The organism is Lacimonas salitolerans, from assembly GCF_042677865.1.
Lineage (GTDB): Bacteria > Pseudomonadota > Alphaproteobacteria > Rhodobacterales > Rhodobacteraceae > Lutimaribacter > Lutimaribacter salitolerans.
In genome coordinates this window covers 12174-31059 of sequence record NZ_JBHUDD010000050.1, presented here as the reverse complement: position 1 = coordinate 31059, position 18886 = coordinate 12174, and the positions used below count along the sequence as shown (strand labels likewise).

Here is an 18886-nt window from a genome sequence, read left to right as displayed (position 1 = left end):
GCAGAAAAATCCACGCAGCCCAAGGGGGCTTAGGACGGGCGTTTCGGGGCTGCACGAAGCATGCACAGGACATGCACGGGCCATGCATATACGGCGGCGTATGGGCAACAGTCAGCCATCGGCCCGCAGCGACGCCATCAGCCGGGCCTTGTCGCCGTGGTCATGCGTGTCGGAAATCGCGCGGCCCAGCTCTTCGAGGCTCTGGATATTGTGGCCCGCGCGGAACGCATCGACATGGGGCAGCATGGCGCGGATGCCCGCCGCCTTGGGCGCAAACCCGTCCCAGCGCAGCAGCGGGTTCAGCCAGATCAGCCGCCGCGCCGACAGGTGCAGCCGCTCGGCCTCGCGCGCCAGATCGTGGGTGCCGTCACGGTCCAGCCCGTCGGTGATCAGCAGCACAACCGCGCCCTGCCCCATCACCCGGCGCGACCAGTCGCGGTTGAAGGCATGCAGGCAGGCGGCGATCCGCGTGCCGCCCTCCCAGTCCTGGGCATGGGCCCCGGCCTCGGCCAGCGCCTGATCGACATCGCGGGTGCCGAGATGGCGGGTGATGTTGGTCAGCCGCGTGCCGAAGGTAAAGGCATGCACCCGCGCCCAGCCAGCGCCCTTTTCGTTGGCCAAGGCATGCAGGAAATGCAGCACCATCCGGCTGTATTGCGACATCGAGCCGGAGATATCGCACAGCACCACCAGATTGGGCCAGCGCGTGCGGTGGGTTTTCAGCGACAGGTCGCGCAACTCGCCGCCGTGGCGCAGGCTGGCGCGCAGGGTGCGCCGCCAATCAAGGCTGTGGCCGGTCAGGCTGGCACGGGTCCGGCGTGAACGCAGGGGTTTCACCGGCAGCTTCAACCGCGCCAGCATGCGCTTGGCCTGCGCCACCTCGGCGGTGCTCATCTGTTCGAAATCCAGCGTCTTGAGCCGTTCCTGCGTGCTGATGGTCATCGAGGCGTCCACCTCGATCTGGGTCTCGTCCTCGCGCGGTTCGGGCTGGTCCACGGGACGGTCGGCCCCGTCCAGCAGCGCCTCGGCGGCGCGTTTCTCGGCGGCCTGGGCGTGGCGTTCCTCCTGCACGCCGCGGATGGCGGGCAGCATCATCGACATCATGTGTTCCAGAAACCGCGGATCGCGCCAGTAAAGGCGGAATATCTGCGCGAAGACCCGCGCCTGTTCGGGGCGGCTGACGAAGCAGGCGTGCAGCACCCAGTAGAAATCGCGTTTCTCGGTAAAGCCCGCCGCCTGCACCGCGCGGATGGCATCGATCACCCGGCCCGGCCCGATGGGCAGGCCGGCCTTGCGCAGCGCCCGCGCGAAATGGGTGATGTTATGCGTCAGGCGCGGATTGTCCGGCAGATCGAGGGGGAGGTATTCGGCCATGGGTCAGAGCCGGGGGCGCTGCCCCCGGACCCCCGGGATATTTATGGAGAGAGGAAACATCATGCTGGTTCCAGGCTGGCGCGCGCCTCGTCCAGCAGGCGCTTGGCCTCGGAGCCCTGGAGTTTTGCGATGTCGTCCTGATATTTCAGCACGGCCCCCAGCGTATCGGCAATGACCTCGGGAGAGAGGGCCAGAACATCCAGCGCCAGCAGGCATTTCGCCCAGTCGATGGTTTCGGCCACGCCGGGTTTCTTGAACAGATCCTCGGTGCGCAGGCGCTGGACAAAGGCGACAACCTCGCGGCTGAGCGCTTCCGCGGCTTGCGGCGCGCGGGCCTGAAGAATCTCGATCTCGCGGTCGAATGTGGGGTAGTCGACCCAATGATAGAGGCAGCGGCGCTTGAGCGCGTCATGCACCTCGCGGGTGCGGTTCGAGGTCAGGATGACGATGGGCGGTTCGGGCGCGGTGATGGTGCCCAGCTCGGGGATCGTGACCTGAAAATCGGACAGGGCTTCGAGCAGGAACGCCTCGAACGGCTCGTCCGTGCGGTCGATCTCGTCGATCAGCAGCACAGGCGCGCCGCCCGGTTGCGGGCGCATGGCTTGCAGCAGCGGGCGTTCGATCAGGTAATCCTGCGTGAAAAGTTCGGACTTCAGCGCATCGCGGTCCGCGCCGCCCGTGGCCTCGGCGGTGCGGATGGCGATCATCTGTTCGGCAAAGTTCCACTCATAGACGGCGGATGCCGCATCCAGCCCCTCGTAGCATTGCAGCCGGATCAGGCGCCGGCCCAGGGCCGCGGCAATGGCCTTGGCGATTTCGGTCTTGCCGGTGCCGGCCTCGCCCTCGAGAAACAGCGGGCGGCCCAGGCGCAGCGACAGAAACAGCACGGTGGCCAGCGGCCGCCCGCAGACATAATCCTGCCCCGCCAGCGCCTTTTGCACGGCATCAATGGATGAAATATCGGTCATCGGCATCCTCCCTTGAGGGGCTACAAGTGCATTTGCCGCGCAACAGGTCAACCGCGGCTGTGCAGATGACCGGGTGCCAGATTGACCTGATTGCAGCGACCTGTCATGAATTTGGCAATCAATAGCGGGCAAAACGGGACAAACCCGACCGGCCATGAGGCGGACAGACGTGATGACAGCCAGGGAAACCACGTGATGCGGATCACCGCCGTCACCTGCGTGAAGAACGAGGGGCCGTTCCTGCTGGAATGGATCGCCTTCAACCGTCTGATCGGGGTGACCGATCACCTGTTCTATTCCAACGACTGCACCGATGCGACCGACCGGATGCTGGATGCGCTGGCGGCGCGGGGGATCGTGCGGCATCTGCCCAACCCCGCGCAGGGGCGCAATTACCAGATGGAGGCGCTGAAAGACGCGGCCAAGCAGGACATCGTGCAGGACGCCGACTGGGTCTGGGTCGCGGATGTGGACGAGTTTCTGAACATCCACGTGGGCGATCACACGATTCCCGCGCTGATCGAGGCCTGCGGCGATCCGCAGGCCATCAGCGTGATGTTCCAGTTCTTTGCCAATGACGACGTGGAGGCGTTCGAGGATCGCCCGGTGATCGAGCAGTTCACCCGCAGCCACAACCCCGACCTGTGGTGCGGGCAATCCGCGCTCTAGGTCAAGTCTCTGGTGCGGCAGGATTTTCCGCTGCAATATTACGGCGCGCACCGGCCGTTCTTCAAGAAGACGCTGCCGCCGCGCAAAAGGCCGGACTGGACCGATGCCTCGGGGCGCAAGGTGCCGCACAAGTTTCTGATCGCCGCCAATCCGCGCCGCATCCGCAAGTTTCCCGCCGCCGGTGCGCGCGATTTCGCCACGCTGAATCACTATGCGCTGCGCAGTCTGGACAGCTATCTGGTCAAGAACGACCGGGGCGATGTGAACCGCGAAAACCGGGCCTTCGATGACACCTATTGGCGCGAGCGGAATGACCCGGTCTTTGTCGATACCTCGATCCACCGCTACCTGCCGGGGCTGCACGCCGCGCTGGCCGCGTTGAAGGCCGACCCGGAAATCGGCGCGCTGCATGACGAGGCGGTGGCGCTGCACATCGCCAAGCGCGACGAATTGCTGGGGCGGGAAGAGTATCGCGCGATGCGCGACCAGTTGAAGGCCGCCAGCAAACTGCCGCCCGAGGAAGAGGCGATGCTGGCAGAATTGGGGCTGGCGGGATGAGCGACCGTCTGCGGGTGATCAACCTGGGCCTGCCCAAGTCAGGCACCACGACGCTGGGTCATGCGTTGAAGGTCTCGGGGCTCAGGACCGCCGATTACCGCATCCGCCCGCATCAGACGGATGATGCCGCGCTGCACCGGCAATTCGTGGGGCATCTGATGTATCAGGGGTATTTCCACACCGGCGACCCGCTGGCGCATATGGACGATTTTGATTGCTTCACCGAAATCAACGTGTTGCGGGGTGATCTTTCGCTTTGGCCGCAGATGGATTTCGGGCTGATCGCCGCGATCCGCGCGCATCATCCGGGTGCGCGGTTTCTGGCAAGCTGGCGCGATCCGCGCGCGATGTCGGACAGCATGCTGCGCTGGTCGAACCTTGGGACAGAGCGCCTGCCCGAGGGGCAGATCCCCGGCCTGCCCGCCGGATTCGGCGTGACCACGGCCGAGCGCATCCGCTGGATCGAGGCGCATTATGCCCATCTGGACGCGATTTTCGAGGGCGATCCGGCGTATCTGCGGTTTGACATTGCCGATACCCGGGCTGCCGAATTGATCGGCGCGCATCTTGGGCATCCCCTGACGTGGTGGGGCCGGCGCAACGCGGACAAGCACAAGCAGACGGAGAGCGCGTGATGCGGATCCACCTTCATATCGGGCTGGCCACGATGGGGGCGGCGCGATTGCAGGACGTGCTGGCCGACAAGCGCGAGCAGCTTGCGCAAAAGGGCTATCTGTTCCCGCGCGCGGCGGGTGGCAAGAACCACACAAAGCTGTTCATGGCCGTCACCGACCCCGACCATATCGACACGCTGCGGTTCAATCGCGGGTTCATCATGCCGGACAAGCAGGCGGCGCTGCGCACGCAGCTTGCCGCGTCGCTGGCCCGGGACGTGGCGGCGACCAGCCCCAAGGCGCTGATCCTGTCGGCCAGCCAGCTGGGCCCGTCGCTGGTGCGGGTGTCGGAATTGCAGCGCCTGCGCGATCTGCTGGTGCGCTTGTCCGAGGATATCCGCATCATCGCCCATGTCGACGAGCAGGGCCGCGCGCTGGCGCGGCACTATGCCCAGCAGGTGCTGGAGGGGCGCGGCACGTCGCTGGATGTCGAGGCGGGATTGGCGGGCAGCGCGGATTGGTGGGGCGATACCCTGCGCAACGCCCCCGAGACCGAGCCGGACAAGGGCCAGTTTCTTGAGGTGCAGTCTCCGGCGTTCTGGCTGGATTATCAGCGGCTTGTGCAGCATTGGGAAGGTGTTTTCGGGGCGGGCAGCGTGACCCTTCGGCCCTATGACGAGGCGCTGCTCCATGGCCCCGAGGCGACGGAAGAGCTGCGCGCGATGTTCGAGATGGACGAGACCCTGGGCAAGGCAACGCCTGCCACGCCGGTTTCGCAGCCCTCGGCGGCGTCTTTGGCGCGGTCGCGGCAGTTGAACGACCTGATCCTGCGATTGCTGGCGCGCACCGACCGGGTGCTGCCGCGCCTGTTATGGCGCAAGTTTCATGCCGAGATCGCGGTGCCGGGCGATCCGATCCAGCCCGGCGCGCTGGCCGAAATCTCAAAGGGCTTCGAGGCGCAGAACAAGCGTCTGCTGCGCGATCATCCCGCGCTGACGCCCGCGTCCCTCAAGCGCGACCGGGCCATTCCCGGCGGCTGGGTCGAGGCGGACACCGGCAACGGCTATCGCGCGTCGCAATACCTGCTGGCGTTCAAATGGCGCATCGACAAGGCCACGCGCGAAGAGAGAAAGACCAAGGTTGCGGATATCGCGGCGCTGAATGGGGTCAAGACCGATCCCGTTGCCGAGGATGGCGGGTTGAGCCCGCAGGCGCAGGCAATCCTGCCACCGCTGGCGGTGCAGAACTTTCACAAGCTCAAGAACGGGCCGTTCCGACCGCACAACAAGCTGGGCCGCGTGAACGAGGAAGAGCTGGCCACGCCCTATGACCCGATGCCGCCGCGCATCCTGCCGCCCGGATCGACCGGCAATGTCATCGTCGGCTGCATGAAGAACGAGGCGCCCTATATTCTGGAATGGGTCGCCTATCACCGGGCGATGGGGGTGGACAGTTTCCTGATCTACACCAATGATTGCAGCGATGGCACGGCCGAAATTCTGGACCGGCTGGATGCGATGGGCATCCTGCATCACCGCAACAACGACGGCTGGAAGGGCAATTCGCCCCAGCAATACGCGCTGGATCAGGCCCTGACCGAGCCTGTGATCCGGAACGCCGACTGGATCATCCATATCGACGTGGACGAGTTCATCAACGTGCGCTGCGGCAATGGCACACTCGACGATTTCTTTGCCGCCGTGCCCGATGCGACCAACGTGGCGATGACCTGGCGGTTGTTCGGGCACAGCGGGGTGCATCGTCTGAACGAGGATTTCGTGATCGGGCAGTTCGATGCCTGCGCGCCGAAATTCTGCCCCAAGCCGCACACAGTCTGGGGCTTCAAGACGATGTTCCGCAACATCGGCGCCTATGCCAAGATCAGCTGCCACCGCCCCAACAAGCTGACCGACGGGTTCGAGACCAAGGTGAAATGGGTCAACGGCTCGGGCAAGGACATGACCGCCGAGGCGATCAAGAACGGCTGGCGCAGTTCGAAAAAATCCATTGGCTATGACCTGTTGCAGCTCAATCATTATGCGCTGCGCTCGGCGGAATCTTTTCTGATCAAACGGCAGAGGGGGCGCGCGCTGCATGTGGACCGCTCGATCGGGCTGAACTACTGGATCAGGATGGACTGGGGCGATGCGCGCGATGTCACGATCCAGCGCAACATCCCCCGGGTGCGGGCCGAATACGACCGGCTGTTGCAGGATGAGACGCTGGCAAAGTGGCACCAGACCGGGCTGGACTGGCACCGCGCCAAGGCCGAAGAGTTGCACGGCATGCCGGAATTCGAGGATCTGTATCAGCAGGCGCTGACCCTGCGCCTGTCGGGGATGGAGCGCGTGGCCTATGCGCTGGCCCTTGATATGGAAAGTTAGGAAAGGCGCGTAGCTCCTTGAATTTCCTTGCGGTTCTGACAGTGCGGAACGAAGGGGCCTTTCTGTTGGAATGGCTGGCCCATCATCGGGCCGTGGGGTTTACCGATTTCCTGATCTTTTCCAACGATTGTCAGGACGGCACCGATGCCATGCTGGACCGACTGGATACGCTGGGGATCGTCACGCACAAGCGCAACGATGGCCCGCATGACAAGGGCGGCATCCAGTTCACCGCCTACAAGGCCGCCGAGGGGTTGCCGATCGTCCGGCGGGCCATCTGGATTCTGACGCTGGACGTGGATGAGTTCGTCAACATCCATGTGGGCGACCGCACCCTGCCCGCGCTGCTGGCGGCGCTGCCGGAGGCCACGGCGATCACCCTGACCTGGCGGCTGTTCGGCAATGCGGGCGTAGTGCATTACGCCGATCAGCCGGTGACACGGCAGTTCACCCGCGCCGCGCCGGTGGTGATGCACTGGCCCTGGCGGTCGGCCATGTTCAAGACGCTGTATCGCAACGATGGCACCTATCGCAAACTGGGCGTGCACCGCCCGCGCAACCCTGATCCCGACCGGCTGGCCGACGCGCGCTGGTTCGACGGCGAGGGGCGCGAGCTGGAGGAGAAGTTCCGCACCGGGCGGATTTTCTCGACCTATGGCCGGTCGAATTACGCGCTGGCGCAGATCAATCACTATCCTCTGGGCGCGATGGAAAGCTATGTGGTCAAGGCCGACCGGGGCCGTGCGGTGCATTCCGATCACATGCTTGATCTGGACTATTGGGTCGAGCGGAATTTCTGCACCGACGCGGATACCACCATTCACGCGCTGGACAGCGCCCTGCATCTGGACGCGCTGATGGCTGATCCCGAACTGGCCCGGCTGCATGCCGAGGCGGTGGCCTGGCGCAGGGCGCGGTTCGATGCGTTGATGCTGCTGGAACCCTACCGCGCGCTGATGGGGAGGCTGCTGATGACGCCGCCGACGCAGCCGCTGCCTGCCAATGCGGCGCGTTTCCTGATACAATACGCCAATCGCGCCCGTGCGGCCGGGGCGCAATAGCCCGAAAACCCCACGGATTCTCCGCAATCCTGCCGCAAACCGCGCCTAGATCTGTGCCCAATCAAATATCCGCGCCCGGGCGAATGGGCGCCGCAAAACCTGAGGACGAGTGGTATGCAGGACGAGGCCCCGCGCAGCCTGGAACAACAGCTTGAAGACAGCCTTGAGGGGCTGAAAAAGGTCGCATGGATCCGCAAGCTGGCTGCCATCGCCGACGCGCATGGTCATTTCCAGTCCTGCGGGCACAAGCATTTCGGTGCCTTTGTCGAGGCCGGCGATACGCTGCTGGTGACGTTCGAATCGATACAGGGCGCGCAGGCCAACCCCGAGGGCGCGCGGCCCCTGGGATGGGATTTCGTGCTGGATCAGGGATGGTCGCATCTGGGCCTGTTCTCGGACGGGGATACCTGGTTTCGCGACCAGACGATCTATGGCTATTTCGACCGGCTGATCGACGACGGGTTTTTCGAGGATTTCGAGACGGTTCTGTTCTATGGCGCGGGGCCAGCGGGCTATGCCGCCGCCGCCTATTCGGTGGCCGCCCCCGGCGCGCGGGTGGTGATGGTGCAGCCGCAGGCCACGCTGGATCCGCGGGTGACAGAATGGGACGACCGGTTCATCCACATGCGGCGCACCGCCTTTACCGATCGTTATGGCTATGCGCCCGACATGCTGGATGCCGCGCATCGGGGCTATGTCCTGTATGACCCGACCGAGGATCTGGACGCGATGCATGCCGCGCTGTTCACCCGGCCCAATGTGACCAAGCTGCGCATGCCGTTCTTTGGCACCGCGTTGCAGGGCGATCTGCAAAAGATGGGAATTCTGCCCGACCTGCTGGAACCGGCGGCGGATGACAGCCTGAGCGCGCACAGCTTTGCCCGGATGCACCGCGCTCGGCGTGATTACGGCGGCTATCTGCGCAACATGCTGGGGGTGCTGGATTCGCGCGACCGGCCTTATCTGGCGGCCTTGCTGTGCCGCAATGTCAGCGCCCGGATGAACGTGCCGCGGTTCCGCCGTCGGCTCGAGGCATTGGAAAAGGCGGCAGCCGAGGGCAAGCTGGTGCTTCCCCCGCGCCACGAGGGCGTCTGACCCCACTGGCGCAGGCGCGCGTGATGCGCTAATCGCGCTGGCATGACAGATATCCTGAGCATCGCCCGCCCCGACGATTGGCACCTGCATCTGCGCGATGGCGCGATGCTGCGTGCAGTTCTTCCCGAATCCGCGCGCCATTTCGCCCGCGCGATCATCATGCCCAACCTTGTGCCGCCCGTCGTGACAGGTGCGCAGGCCGAGCAGTATCGCGACCGGATCATGGCCGCCCTGCCCGAGGGCACGGTGTTCGAGCCGCTGATGACGCTGTACCTGACCGAGGATAGCGACCCCGAGGACGTGGCGCAGGCGGCGGCAAGCGGTCTGATCAAGGCGGTGAAGCTCTATCCCGCCGGGGCGACCACCAATTCCGCCAGCGGCGTGCGCGATTTCGACCGCGTGCGCCCGGTGCTGGAGCGGATGGCCGAGATCGGCCTGCCGCTGTGCGTGCATGGCGAGGTGACAGACCCGGAGGTCGATATCTTCGACCGCGAGGCGGTGTTCATCGACCGCGTGCTGGACCCGGTGCGCCGCGCCACCCCCGGCCTGCGCGTGGTGATGGAGCATATCACCACGCAACAGGGCGTGCAGTATGTGCAGGCGCATGACGCCGATCTGGCGGCCACCATCACCACCCATCATCTGATCATCAACCGCAATCATATCCTGGTGGGGGGCATCCGGCCGCATTACTATTGCCTGCCCGTCGCCAAGCGCGAAGAGCACCGTCAGGCCCTGCGCACCGCCGCCACCGGGGGCGATGCGCGGTTTTTCCTTGGCACGGATTCGGCACCGCACACCGACCCCAACAAGGAATCCGCCTGTGGCTGCGCGGGCTGCTTCACCGCGACCAACACGCTGTCGATCCTGGCCCAGGTGTTCGAGGACATGGGCGCGCTGGACCGCCTGGAAGGGTTCACATCACGCCACGGTCCTGCGTTCTATGGCCTGCCGATAAACTCGGAGACCATCACCCTGACCAAAGGCGATCCCGTGACCTATCCGCCCAAGATCATCACCGAAGAGGGCGAGGTCACGGTGTTCGACCCCGGTTTCCCGCTTGTCTGGTCTGTTACAGCCTGACGCCCGCCCTAGCCAAAGCTTCAAGGACCGCCCATGATCCCCACAACCTACCCCACCCGCGCCGAAATCGCCCGTCTGACCGCGCGGATGCTGCTGGAAATCAGGGCGGTGAATTTCAACACCGAACAGCCCTATACGCTGGCCTCGGGCCTGCCCTCGCCCAGCTATATCGACTGCCGCAAGCTGATCAGCTATCCGCGCATCCGGTCCACCCTGATGGATTTCCTGACCATCACCATCCTGCGCGACGCGGGGTTCGAGGTGTTCGACAACATCGCGGGCGGCGAGACGGCGGGCATCCCCTTTGCCGCGCTGGTGGCCGAGCGGATGGGCCTGCCGATGACCTATGTGCGCAAGAAGCCCAAGGGCTACGGCAGAAATGCCCGGATCGAGGGCGAGATGACCGAAGGGCAGCGCGTGCTGCTGGTCGAGGATCTGACCACCGATGGCGGCTCCAAGCTGTCGTTCGTCGATGCGATCCGCGAGACCGGGGCCACCTGCGGGCACACGGCGGTGATCTTTTATTACGGCATCTTCCCCGAGACGGAAAAGACGCTGGGCGATCATGGCGTTGCCCTGCATCACCTGTGCACCTGGTGGGATGTGCTGGACGAAGCCAAGGCGCAGGGCGCGTTCACGCCCGAGACGCTGACCGAGGTGGAAACGTTCCTGCGTGATCCACGCACATGGCAGAAGGCGCGGATGAACTGACGCTTGGTCAGCCATCCGTTGCCGACCGACCCTTACAATATATTGACGCGGGCCGCCCCGGTGACGCAAGATAGCGGTGTGGCCGGGCTGCCCACAGCTTATCCACAGAAACATACAATTTGCCGGGAATCGCCTGTGTTTCTATGACGCCCTACACCAGCAGGGAATGACGATGAACGAGCTGACGACTTTCAATCCGACCGGGGCCGAGGTGCAGGACGCCGACACCATGCCCCACTCGATCGAGGCCGAACAACAGTTGCTGGGCGCGATCCTGACCAACAACGATGTCTATGACCGCGTGGCCAGCATCATCAATTCCAAGCATTTCTACGATCCGGTCCACGCCCGCATCTACGAGGTGGCCGCCGCGCGCATTGCCAAGAACAACCTGGCCAGCCCGGTCACGCTCAAGGCGTTCTTTGACGATGACGAAGGGCTGAAGGAACTGGGCGGCCCGGCCTATCTGGCGCGTCTGGCGGGGGCGGCGATCAGCGCCTATGCGGTGCGCGACTATGCCCAGATGATCCACGATCTGGCCGTGCGGCGCGAGCTGATCCGGCTGGGCCACGAGATCGTGGACCGCGCGAAAAAGGTCGACATCGACTCCGAGCCGAAAGAGCAGATCGTCGAGGCGGAACAGTCGCTGTACCGGCTGTCCGAGCAGGGCCAGACCGCCAGCGGGTTCCAGTCGTTCCTGCGCGCGGTCACAGATGCGGTGAACATGGCCAATGCCGCCTATCAGCGCGAAGGCGGGCTGGCCGGCATCTCGACCGGGCTGATCGACATGGACAAGAAGCTGGGCGGGCTGCACAAGTCCGACCTGCTGATCCTTGCCGGGCGTCCGTCGATGGGCAAGACCTCGCTTGCGACGAACATCGCCTTCAACATCGCGAAAACCTATCGCAAGGGCACGCTGCCCGATGGCACCGAAGGCGCGGTCGAAGGCGGCGTTGTGGGCTTTTACAGTCTTGAGATGAGCGCCGAGCAACTGGCCGCGCGTATCCTGTCGGAAGCCGCCGAGGTGCCCAGCGAACAGATCCGGCGCGGCGACATGACCGAGGTGGAGTTCCGCCGCTTTGTCGATGCCGCAAAAAGCCTCGAGGCCTGCCCGCTGTTCATCGACGACACGCCCGCCCTGCCCATCGCGCAACTGGCGGTGCGCGCACGGCGGCTGAAACGCACCCATGGTCTGGACGTTCTGATCGTCGATTACCTGCAACTGGTGCGCGGCGGTGGACGCTCGGAAAACCGGGTGAACGAGATTTCAGAGATCACCATGGGCCTGAAAGCCATCGCCAAGGAACTGAACATCCCGGTGATCGCCCTGTCGCAGCTGTCGCGGCAGGTGGAAAACCGCGAGGACAAGCGCCCGCAACTGAGCGACCTGCGCGAATCCGGCTCGATCGAGCAGGATGCCGACGTGGTGATGTTCGTGTTCCGCGAGGAATACTACAAGGAACGCGAAAAGCCCGGCGATCACGATCTGGAAGCGATGGCCAAGTGGCAGGACGAGATGGAGCGCCTGCACGGCAAGGCCGAGGTGGTCATCGGCAAGCAGCGCCATGGCCCCATCGGCACAGTCGAACTGAGCTTCGAGGGTCGGTTCACCCGCTTTGGCAACCTGGTCAAACCCTGGCAGCAGACCGACGGCCCCGACGGGTTCTGACGCCCTGCGTTTCAGCACAAGTGGCAAAAACCGCCCGGCTTGCGCGTTTGTGAATGGACAGGGGCCGCCGGGCTGTGGCGCAATGGGGCATGCGAAATTTTATTGCGGCCTGCCTGACCTGCCTTGCCACCGCCCTGCCCGCGCAGGCCCAGACGCTGGTCGAAGTGGATGTCGAACTGGTGCTGGCGGTGGATGTGTCGCGCTCGATGTCGCCGCGCGAGCTGGAGATTCAGCGGCAGGGCTATGCTGCGGCGCTGACCTCGGACGCGGTGCTGGGTGCCGTGGGCGGCGGATTGCTGGGGCGCATCGCCATCACCTATGTCGAATGGGCCGGCAGCGGCACGCAGCGCGTGGTGGTGCCTTGGACCCTGCTGGAAAACGCGCAGGATGCCGAGCGGGTGGCGGGGCAGATCCTGACCAACTCGGGCGGGTCGATGCGGCGCACCTCGATCTCGGGGGCGCTGGGATTTGGCGCGCAGATGATCGCCACGAACCAGTATCAGGGGCTGCGCCGGGTGATCGACGTGTCGGGCGACGGGCCCAACAACGAGGGGCGCGCCGTGGACGACATGCGCGATACGGTCATCGCGCAGGGGATCACCATCAACGGATTGCCGATGATGACGACCGACGGTCTGTCCTCGCGGTGGGGCATTCCCGATCTGGACGTGTATTACGAGGCCTGCGTGATCGGCGGGCCGGGCGCGTTCTTTATCCCCGTGACGCAGTGGGAGGATTTCGGCGACGCGGTGCGCCGCAAGCTGGTGCTGGAGATCGCAGGCACGCCGGCGCGCGTGATCCCGGCGCAGATGCGCCAGCGTCCCGACTATGACTGCCTGATCGGGGAACAGATATGGCGGCGCAACATGCAGATTTTCATGGAGCCCTGAGCGCACCCTGCTTTTCGCTTGACCCCGCCTGCCCGTCTGCCAAAACCCCGCCATGACAGCTGCGACCCTTACGATTGACCTGGACGCCATCGCCGCCAACTGGCGCGCGCTGGACGCGAAAACGAATGTCGAGACCGCTGCGGTGGTCAAGGCCAATGGCTATGGATGCGGGGTGGACCGCGTGGCCCGACGGCTGGCCCGCGAAGGCGCGCGGCGGTTCTTCGTCGCCGTCGCCGAGGAAGGCGCCGAACTGCGTCAGGCGCTTGGTCCGGGACCCGAGATCAACGTGTTTTCGGGCCATATGCCCGGCGATACCGACATGATCGGCGATCTGGGGCTGGTGCCCATGATCAACTCGCTGGACCAGATGCTGCGCCATCTCGAGGCGCTGCCCGACGCGCCCTTCGGCATCCAGCTGGACACCGGCATGAACCGCTTGGGGATGGAGCCCGCCGAATGGGCCGCCCTGCGCGAGATCGCGACGGGCCAGAACATGACCCTGATCATGTCGCATCTGGCCTGCGCGGATGACCCCGTTCATCCGATGAACCCGCATCAGCTGGCGATGTTCCGCGAGATGACGGATGGCATGGCCGTGCCCCGGTCGCTGGCGGCGACGGGCGGCATATTGATGGGCCCCGAGTATCATTTCGAGGTGACGCGCCCGGGCGTGGGCCTTTATGGCGGGCAGCCCTTTGACGCCGCGCAGCCGGTTGCCCATGTCAGCGTGCCGGTGATCCAGATCCGCGATGTGGATGCGGGTGAAACCGTGGGCTATGGCAACACCTGGACGGCGCGCGAACCGGCCCGTATCGCCACCATCGCCGCAGGCTATGCCGACGGGATCATCCGCGCGATGGGACCGCAGGCGCATGTCTGGGTCGGCGGCACCGCCTGCAAGATGGTGGGCCGGGTGTCGATGGACCTGATCGGCGTCGATGTGACCTGCGTGGAGCCTGAACCGCAGGCGGTGGAGCTGCTGGGCCATCACAACACGGTCGATGTGCTGGCCGATGCGGCGGGCACCATCGGCTATGAAATCCTGACCGCGCTTGGCGGGCGCTATCACCGCCGTTACTACGAGACATGACCGCGCTGGCCCGCCCGCTGGGTGCGCTGGGGCGTGCGGTGCTGGCGGCCCTTGCGATGATCGGCCGGGTGGCGATCTTTGCCGCCGATGCGGTGGGGCACATGGTGCGCCCGCCCTTTATGGGCGCGAGTTTCTGGCCGCGCTGCTGCAAATCGGCTGGCTGTCGCTGCCGGTCGTGGGGCTGACCGCGCTGTTTACCGGCGGCGCGCTGGCGTTGCAGATCTATGCCGGCGGCGCGCGGTTCAGCGCCGAGGCGGTGGTGCCGCAGATCGTGGCCATCGGGATGGTGCGCGAGCTTGGCCCGGTGCTGGTGGGCCTGATGATCGCGGCGCGGGTGACATCCAGTATCGCCGCCGAGATCGCCACCATGAAGGTGACCGAGCAGATCGACGCGCTGGTGACCCTGTCCACCCATCCGATGAAATACCTGACCGCGCCGCGCGTGCTGGCCGGGTTGATCGTGGTGCCGGTGCTGGTGGGCGTGGGCGACATCATCGGGATTTTCGGCGGCTATGCGGTGGCGGTGAACACCCTGGGCTTCAACCCCGCGACATACCTCAAGAACACGGTGGATTTCCTGGAGCCGCTGGATGTGATCTCATCGTTGGTCAAGGGCGCGGTGTTCGGCGTGATCGCCACGACGATGGGCTGTTTCTACGGCATGAATTCAGGGCGCGGCGCGCATGGTGTGGGCGCGGCCACCAAGGGATCGGTGCAGGCGGCGGCGATCCTGATCCTGGCGGCGAATTTCCTGCTGACGGGTCTGTTTTTCGCAGTTTGAGGAGCGCGGGATGATCGAATTATCAGGCGTTCACAAGGCATTCGGCGACAATCGCGTGCTGCGCGGCGTGGATTTGCGCATCGCCTCGGGCACCTCGATGGTGATCATCGGCGGGTCGGGCACGGGCAAGTCTGTGCTGCTGAAATGCGTGCTGGGGCTGGTGCGGCCCGACAGCGGGGTGATCACGCTGGATGGGCAGGACGTAGCGCAAGCCGATCGCGATGCCTTTCTGGCGCGGTTCGGGATGCTGTTTCAGGGCGGCGCGCTGTTTGATTCGCTGCCCGTGTGGCAGAATGTGGCGTTCCGCCTGCTGCGCGGGCGTCTGAAACGGCCCAAGGCGCAGGCGCGCGAGATCGCGATGGAAAAGCTGCGCCGCGTGGGGCTGAGCCCGGATGTGGCCGACAAGCTGCCCGCCGAATTGTCGGGCGGCATGCAGAAACGCGTGGGGCTGGCCCGCGCCATCGCCGCCGAGCCCGAGATCATCTTTTTCGATGAGCCGACCACCGGGCTGGACCCGATCATGGCCGGTGTCATCAACGACCTGATCCGCGAAATCGTGGTCGAGATGGGGGCGACGGCGATGACCATCACCCATGACATGTCATCAGTGCGCGCGATTGCAGACACCGTGGCGATGTTGCATGACGGGGTGATCAAATGGACAGGACCGGTGGCGCAACTGGATGACAGCGGCGATCCGTATCTTGATCAGTTCATCCACGGCCGCGCCCAAGGACCGATCGCCGCCGTCAGATAGGAGCCGGACATGGGCGCGTTTCAACCTGACCCGATGCTGCTGAACTTCCTGTTGCTCAAGGAATTCGTGTACCTGCCCGTGCTGGCGGTGCTGGCGCTGCTGCGTGGCCTTGTCGGTCGCGGTGCAGCGCGGCTGGCGGCGGGTGTCGCGTTTGTGCTGGCCGTGCTGGGCGCTGCGGCAGTGATCGGTCCCGGCACGGTGGGCTTGCAGGGCGGGCCGGTGGTGGCCACCGCGATCAAGGCAGGCAATCTGGGGGGCGGCATGGCCCTGCCCTTGCTGGCCAGCGCGCCGATGCTGGCCTCGGCGTTTCTGCCGGGGGTGCGCTGGCGCTGGATCGACGCGCTGCACCTGCTGCTGATCGGGGCGCTGCTGACGATGTGGCTGATGGCGCGCTGACCGATGCAGACCGCCCTGCGCATTGCCAACCTGTCGCTGCTGATCCTGTTTCCGGTCGCGTGGTTTGCACCCTTGATGCGGGCTGGCTTGCTGCCGCTGTTCGGCCTGTCGGAAATCAGCGTGATCACCGGGCTGCAATCGCTCTGGGCCAGCGACGTGGTGCTGGCGCTGCTGGTGACGGTGTTCGCGCTGTTTGCGCCCTATCTCAAGGTGCTGGGGCTGGCGCTGGTGCAATTCGGATGGCTGGACGCCCGCGCGCGGCCGGTTCTGACCCTGCTGGGCAAGCTGGCCATGGCCGATGTGTTTTTGATCGCGCTTTACATCACCATCATCAAGGGCATCGGTGTGGGCCGGATCGAGACGGCTTGGGGTCTGTACCTGTTCACCGCGTGCATTCTGGCCTCGCTGATCATCGGATTGATGACCAGACCGACACCTGATTCCCCGGATCACGACCCGCTGTCGGGAACGAAACATCCCTGATCTGGTTGTTCCCGGGCATTCGGCGCGCGGATGATCCATTTTCCGCTTAGGAATCAAGACAGACCGGCGTAAACTTGCCGATGTCCGGTGTCACGTTGTTGGGGGAATCGCATGTCTGCGAACATCGCGTCCATTTACCTGCTTTTTCGGGGGCTGTTGCAGCGTGCCGCCTGCGGTCTGATCATCGCGGCGGCGGTGCTTGGCGTTGGCTCTGTCGGCCTGTCCGCCAGCGGTGTCTGGCCGTGGCTTCAGATCGACATGTCATGGGGCTCGCAGGCGCTGCCGCAGGCGGGCATCTGGCTGCAATGCGGGCTGGCGGCGCTGGCGGTGATGCTGGTGGCCTTCCTGCCCGCCAACGGTCGGATCATGGCTCTGGAAACCGCGCACCGACGGTTCCAGATCGGGATGGAGGATATCGCCCGCGCCTATCACGCCGCCCATACCGCCGACCGCGAGGGGGTGTTCAAGCTGTCATCGGAATTCGATGCGGTGCGCGAACGGCTGGCCCATCTGCGCACCCATCCCGATCTGGAACGGCTGGAGCCCGACCTGCTGGAAATCGCCGCACAGATGAGCCACATCAGCCGCGAACTGGCCGAGACCTATTCTGCCGACAAGGTCGCCCGGGCGCGCATGTTCCTGCATCAGCGGCAGGAAGAGATCGAGCGGTTCAACCATAATCTGATCGAGGCCAAGCACATCGCCACCGAATTGCGCCACTGGCTGCATCAGGTCGAGCTTGAGGAAAGCGTGGCCGCCAGCCAGCTTGAGCGGCTGCGCGCCGAGTTGCAGGGCCTGCTGCCCGATCTGGGGCTGGAAACCACCCTGCGTGATGGCGATGACCGGATTTTCGATCTGCCCCGCGCGGCGGAATAGCGCGCGGATTTGCGGTTTGACCGCCCCCGCCGCTTGGGCCACTAAGCGGTATGGCAAAAGCGGCAAAACAACTCAGCTTCACCTGCACGGCCTGCGGCGCGTCCCATTCGAAATGGTCGGGGCGTTGCGACGCCTGCGGTGAATGGAACTCCATCGTCGAAGAGGCGCCGCTGTCGGCTGGCCCGGCCTCGAAATCGCTGGGCGCCTCGCGGGGCCGCGCGATCCGGCTGACCGACCTGTCGTCCGAGGAGACGCCGCCCCCGCGCACCCGCTCGGGCATGGACGAGCTGGACCGCGTGCTGGGCGGCGGGCTGGTGCCGGCCAGCGCCATTCTTGTGGGGGGCGATCCGGGCATCGGCAAATCCACGCTGCTGTTGCAGGCGGTGGCGAAATTCGCCGATGCGGGGCTCAAGACGCTTTATGTCAGCGGCGAAGAGGCCAGCGCACAGGTGCGCATGCGCGCGCAGCGGCTGGGGCTGGCGCAATCGCCGGTCAAGCTGGCGGCGGAAACCAACCTGCGCGACATCCTGACCACGCTTGAGGCGGAAAAGCCGCAGCTTGTGATCATCGATTCGATCCAGACCATGTGGGCCGACAATGTCGAAAGCGCGCCCGGCAGCGTGTCGCAGGTGCGCGCCGCCGCGCACGAGCTGACAACCTTTGCCAAGCGGCGCGGCGTCAGCGTGATCATGGTGGGTCATGTCACCAAGGATGGCCAGATCGCAGGCCCGCGCGTGGTCGAACACATGGTCGACACCGTGCTGTACTTCGAAGGCGAGCGCGGGCATCAGTTCCGCATCCTGCGCAGCGTCAAGAACCGCTTTGGCCCGGCAGACGAGATCGGTGTGTTCGAGATGACCGGCGCGGGGCTGGCCGAGGTCACCAACCCTTCGGCGCTGTTCCTGTCCGAACGCGGCGAGCCTGCGCCGGGCAGCGTGGTCTTTGCCGGGATCGAGGGCACCCGCCCCGTGCTGGTCGAGTTTCAGGCGCTGGTCGCCCCCAGCCCGCATTCCCAGCCGCGCCGAACGGTGGTGGGCTGGGATGGCGGGCGGCTGGCGATGATCCTAGCCGTGCTCGAGGCGCGGTGCGGCATCCCGTTCACCGGGCTTGATGTCTATCTGAACGTGGCGGGCGGGCTGAAGGTCAGCGAACCCGCCGCCGATCTGGCCGTGGCCGCCGCATTGCTGAGCGCGCGCGAGGATGTCAGCCTTCCGCCGGAAACCGTGGTTTTCGGGGAAATCAGCCTGTCGGGTGCCCTGCGTCCGGTGGGTCAGGCCGAAAACAGGTTGAAAGAAGCCCGAAAACTTGGTTTCAACGCCGCAATCGTTCCGGCAGGTGGAAAACTGACGGGAGATGGCGGGCTGACCCTCACGCAGATGACGGATCTGGCCAGTTTCGTTGGGGACGTATTCGGTGCAGGTTAGCGC

General features: G+C 65.1%; 16 protein-coding genes and 2 pseudogenes. 16 read left to right on the top strand and 2 right to left on the bottom strand.

The window, feature by feature from the left end; translation table 11 throughout:
* Positions 1-111: 111 nt before the first annotated feature.
* Together ACFTOW_RS07995 and ACFTOW_RS07990 are read right to left on the bottom strand one after the other, a co-directional pair.
* Positions 112-1374, bottom strand: a complete 1263-nt coding sequence (locus ACFTOW_RS07995) for a vWA domain-containing protein (protein ID WP_379914540.1) — start codon at positions 1372-1374, stop codon at positions 112-114.
* Between the two features lie 59 nt (positions 1375-1433).
* Positions 1434-2342 (bottom strand): AAA family ATPase, encoded by a 909-nt coding sequence (locus tag ACFTOW_RS07990; protein ID WP_379914539.1) that lies wholly within the window; start codon positions 2340-2342, stop codon positions 1434-1436.
* Between the two features lie 195 nt (positions 2343-2537).
* On the opposite strand from ACFTOW_RS07990, the pseudogene ACFTOW_RS07985 reads away from it, so the two are divergent.
* From ACFTOW_RS07985 to radA, 16 genes and pseudogenes are all read left to right on the top strand, one after another.
* Positions 2538-3569 (top strand): annotated as a pseudogene (locus ACFTOW_RS07985) (glycosyltransferase family 2 protein).
* A complete protein-coding gene (locus ACFTOW_RS07980; RefSeq protein ID WP_379914538.1) occupies positions 3566-4204 on the top strand; it encodes a hypothetical protein in 639 nt (212 codons plus the stop codon). The pseudogene ACFTOW_RS07985 and the gene ACFTOW_RS07980 overlap by 4 nt, the downstream one beginning before the upstream one ends.
* The gene (locus ACFTOW_RS07975) at positions 4204-6567 is read left to right on the top strand and encodes a glycosyltransferase family 2 protein (protein ID WP_379914537.1); all 2364 of its coding nucleotides are present in this window, start codon (positions 4204-4206) and stop codon (positions 6565-6567) included. Before ACFTOW_RS07980 ends, ACFTOW_RS07975 begins: the two co-directional genes overlap by 1 nt.
* A gap of 17 nt (positions 6568-6584) precedes the next feature.
* Positions 6585-7628 carry a glycosyltransferase family 2 protein gene (locus ACFTOW_RS07970; protein WP_379914536.1) on the top strand — a complete coding sequence of 348 codons (1044 nt, stop codon included), beginning with the start codon at positions 6585-6587 and terminating at the stop codon, positions 7626-7628.
* A 114-nt stretch (positions 7629-7742) separates the two neighbouring features.
* Positions 7743-8723 carry a phosphoadenosine phosphosulfate reductase gene (locus tag ACFTOW_RS07965; protein WP_379914535.1) on the top strand — a complete coding sequence of 327 codons (981 nt, stop codon included), beginning with the start codon at positions 7743-7745 and terminating at the stop codon, positions 8721-8723.
* Between the two features lie 42 nt (positions 8724-8765).
* Entirely contained in the window at positions 8766-9806 is a 1041-nt protein-coding gene (pyrC, locus tag ACFTOW_RS07960) for a dihydroorotase (protein ID WP_379914534.1), read from the top strand.
* Positions 9807-9839: 33 nt separating this feature from the next.
* The gene (locus ACFTOW_RS07955) at positions 9840-10517 is read left to right on the top strand and encodes an orotate phosphoribosyltransferase (RefSeq protein WP_379914533.1); all 678 of its coding nucleotides are present in this window, start codon (positions 9840-9842) and stop codon (positions 10515-10517) included.
* 172 nt (positions 10518-10689) lie between these two features.
* Positions 10690-12186, top strand: coding sequence for a replicative DNA helicase (locus tag ACFTOW_RS07950; protein ID WP_379914532.1), 1497 nt, complete (start codon positions 10690-10692; stop codon positions 12184-12186).
* A gap of 89 nt (positions 12187-12275) precedes the next feature.
* Positions 12276-13076 (top strand): DUF1194 domain-containing protein, encoded by an 801-nt coding sequence (locus ACFTOW_RS07945; protein ID WP_379914531.1) that lies wholly within the window; start codon positions 12276-12278, stop codon positions 13074-13076.
* A 52-nt stretch (positions 13077-13128) separates the two neighbouring features.
* On the top strand, positions 13129-14166 hold the full coding sequence (gene alr / locus ACFTOW_RS07940; RefSeq protein ID WP_379914530.1) for an alanine racemase: 1038 nt from the start codon (positions 13129-13131) through the stop codon (positions 14164-14166).
* Positions 14163-14947 (top strand): annotated as a pseudogene (locus ACFTOW_RS07935) (MlaE family ABC transporter permease). Before alr ends, ACFTOW_RS07935 begins: the two are co-directional and overlap by 4 nt.
* A 10-nt stretch (positions 14948-14957) precedes the next feature.
* Positions 14958-15704 (top strand): ABC transporter ATP-binding protein, encoded by a 747-nt coding sequence (locus tag ACFTOW_RS07930; protein WP_379914529.1) that lies wholly within the window; start codon positions 14958-14960, stop codon positions 15702-15704.
* A gap of 9 nt (positions 15705-15713) precedes the next feature.
* Positions 15714-16100, top strand: coding sequence for a hypothetical protein (locus tag ACFTOW_RS07925; RefSeq protein WP_379914528.1), 387 nt, complete (start codon positions 15714-15716; stop codon positions 16098-16100).
* Between the two features lie 3 nt (positions 16101-16103).
* The gene (locus tag ACFTOW_RS07920; protein WP_379914527.1) at positions 16104-16583 is read left to right on the top strand and encodes a paraquat-inducible protein A; all 480 of its coding nucleotides are present in this window, start codon (positions 16104-16106) and stop codon (positions 16581-16583) included.
* A 111-nt stretch (positions 16584-16694) separates the two neighbouring features.
* Positions 16695-17459 carry a DNA repair protein gene (locus ACFTOW_RS07915; protein WP_379914526.1) on the top strand — a complete coding sequence of 255 codons (765 nt, stop codon included), beginning with the start codon at positions 16695-16697 and terminating at the stop codon, positions 17457-17459.
* 50 nt (positions 17460-17509) lie between these two features.
* Positions 17510-18883, top strand: coding sequence for a DNA repair protein RadA (gene radA / locus ACFTOW_RS07910; protein WP_379914525.1), 1374 nt, complete (start codon positions 17510-17512; stop codon positions 18881-18883).
* The last annotated feature ends 3 nt before the right edge of the window (positions 18884-18886 follow it).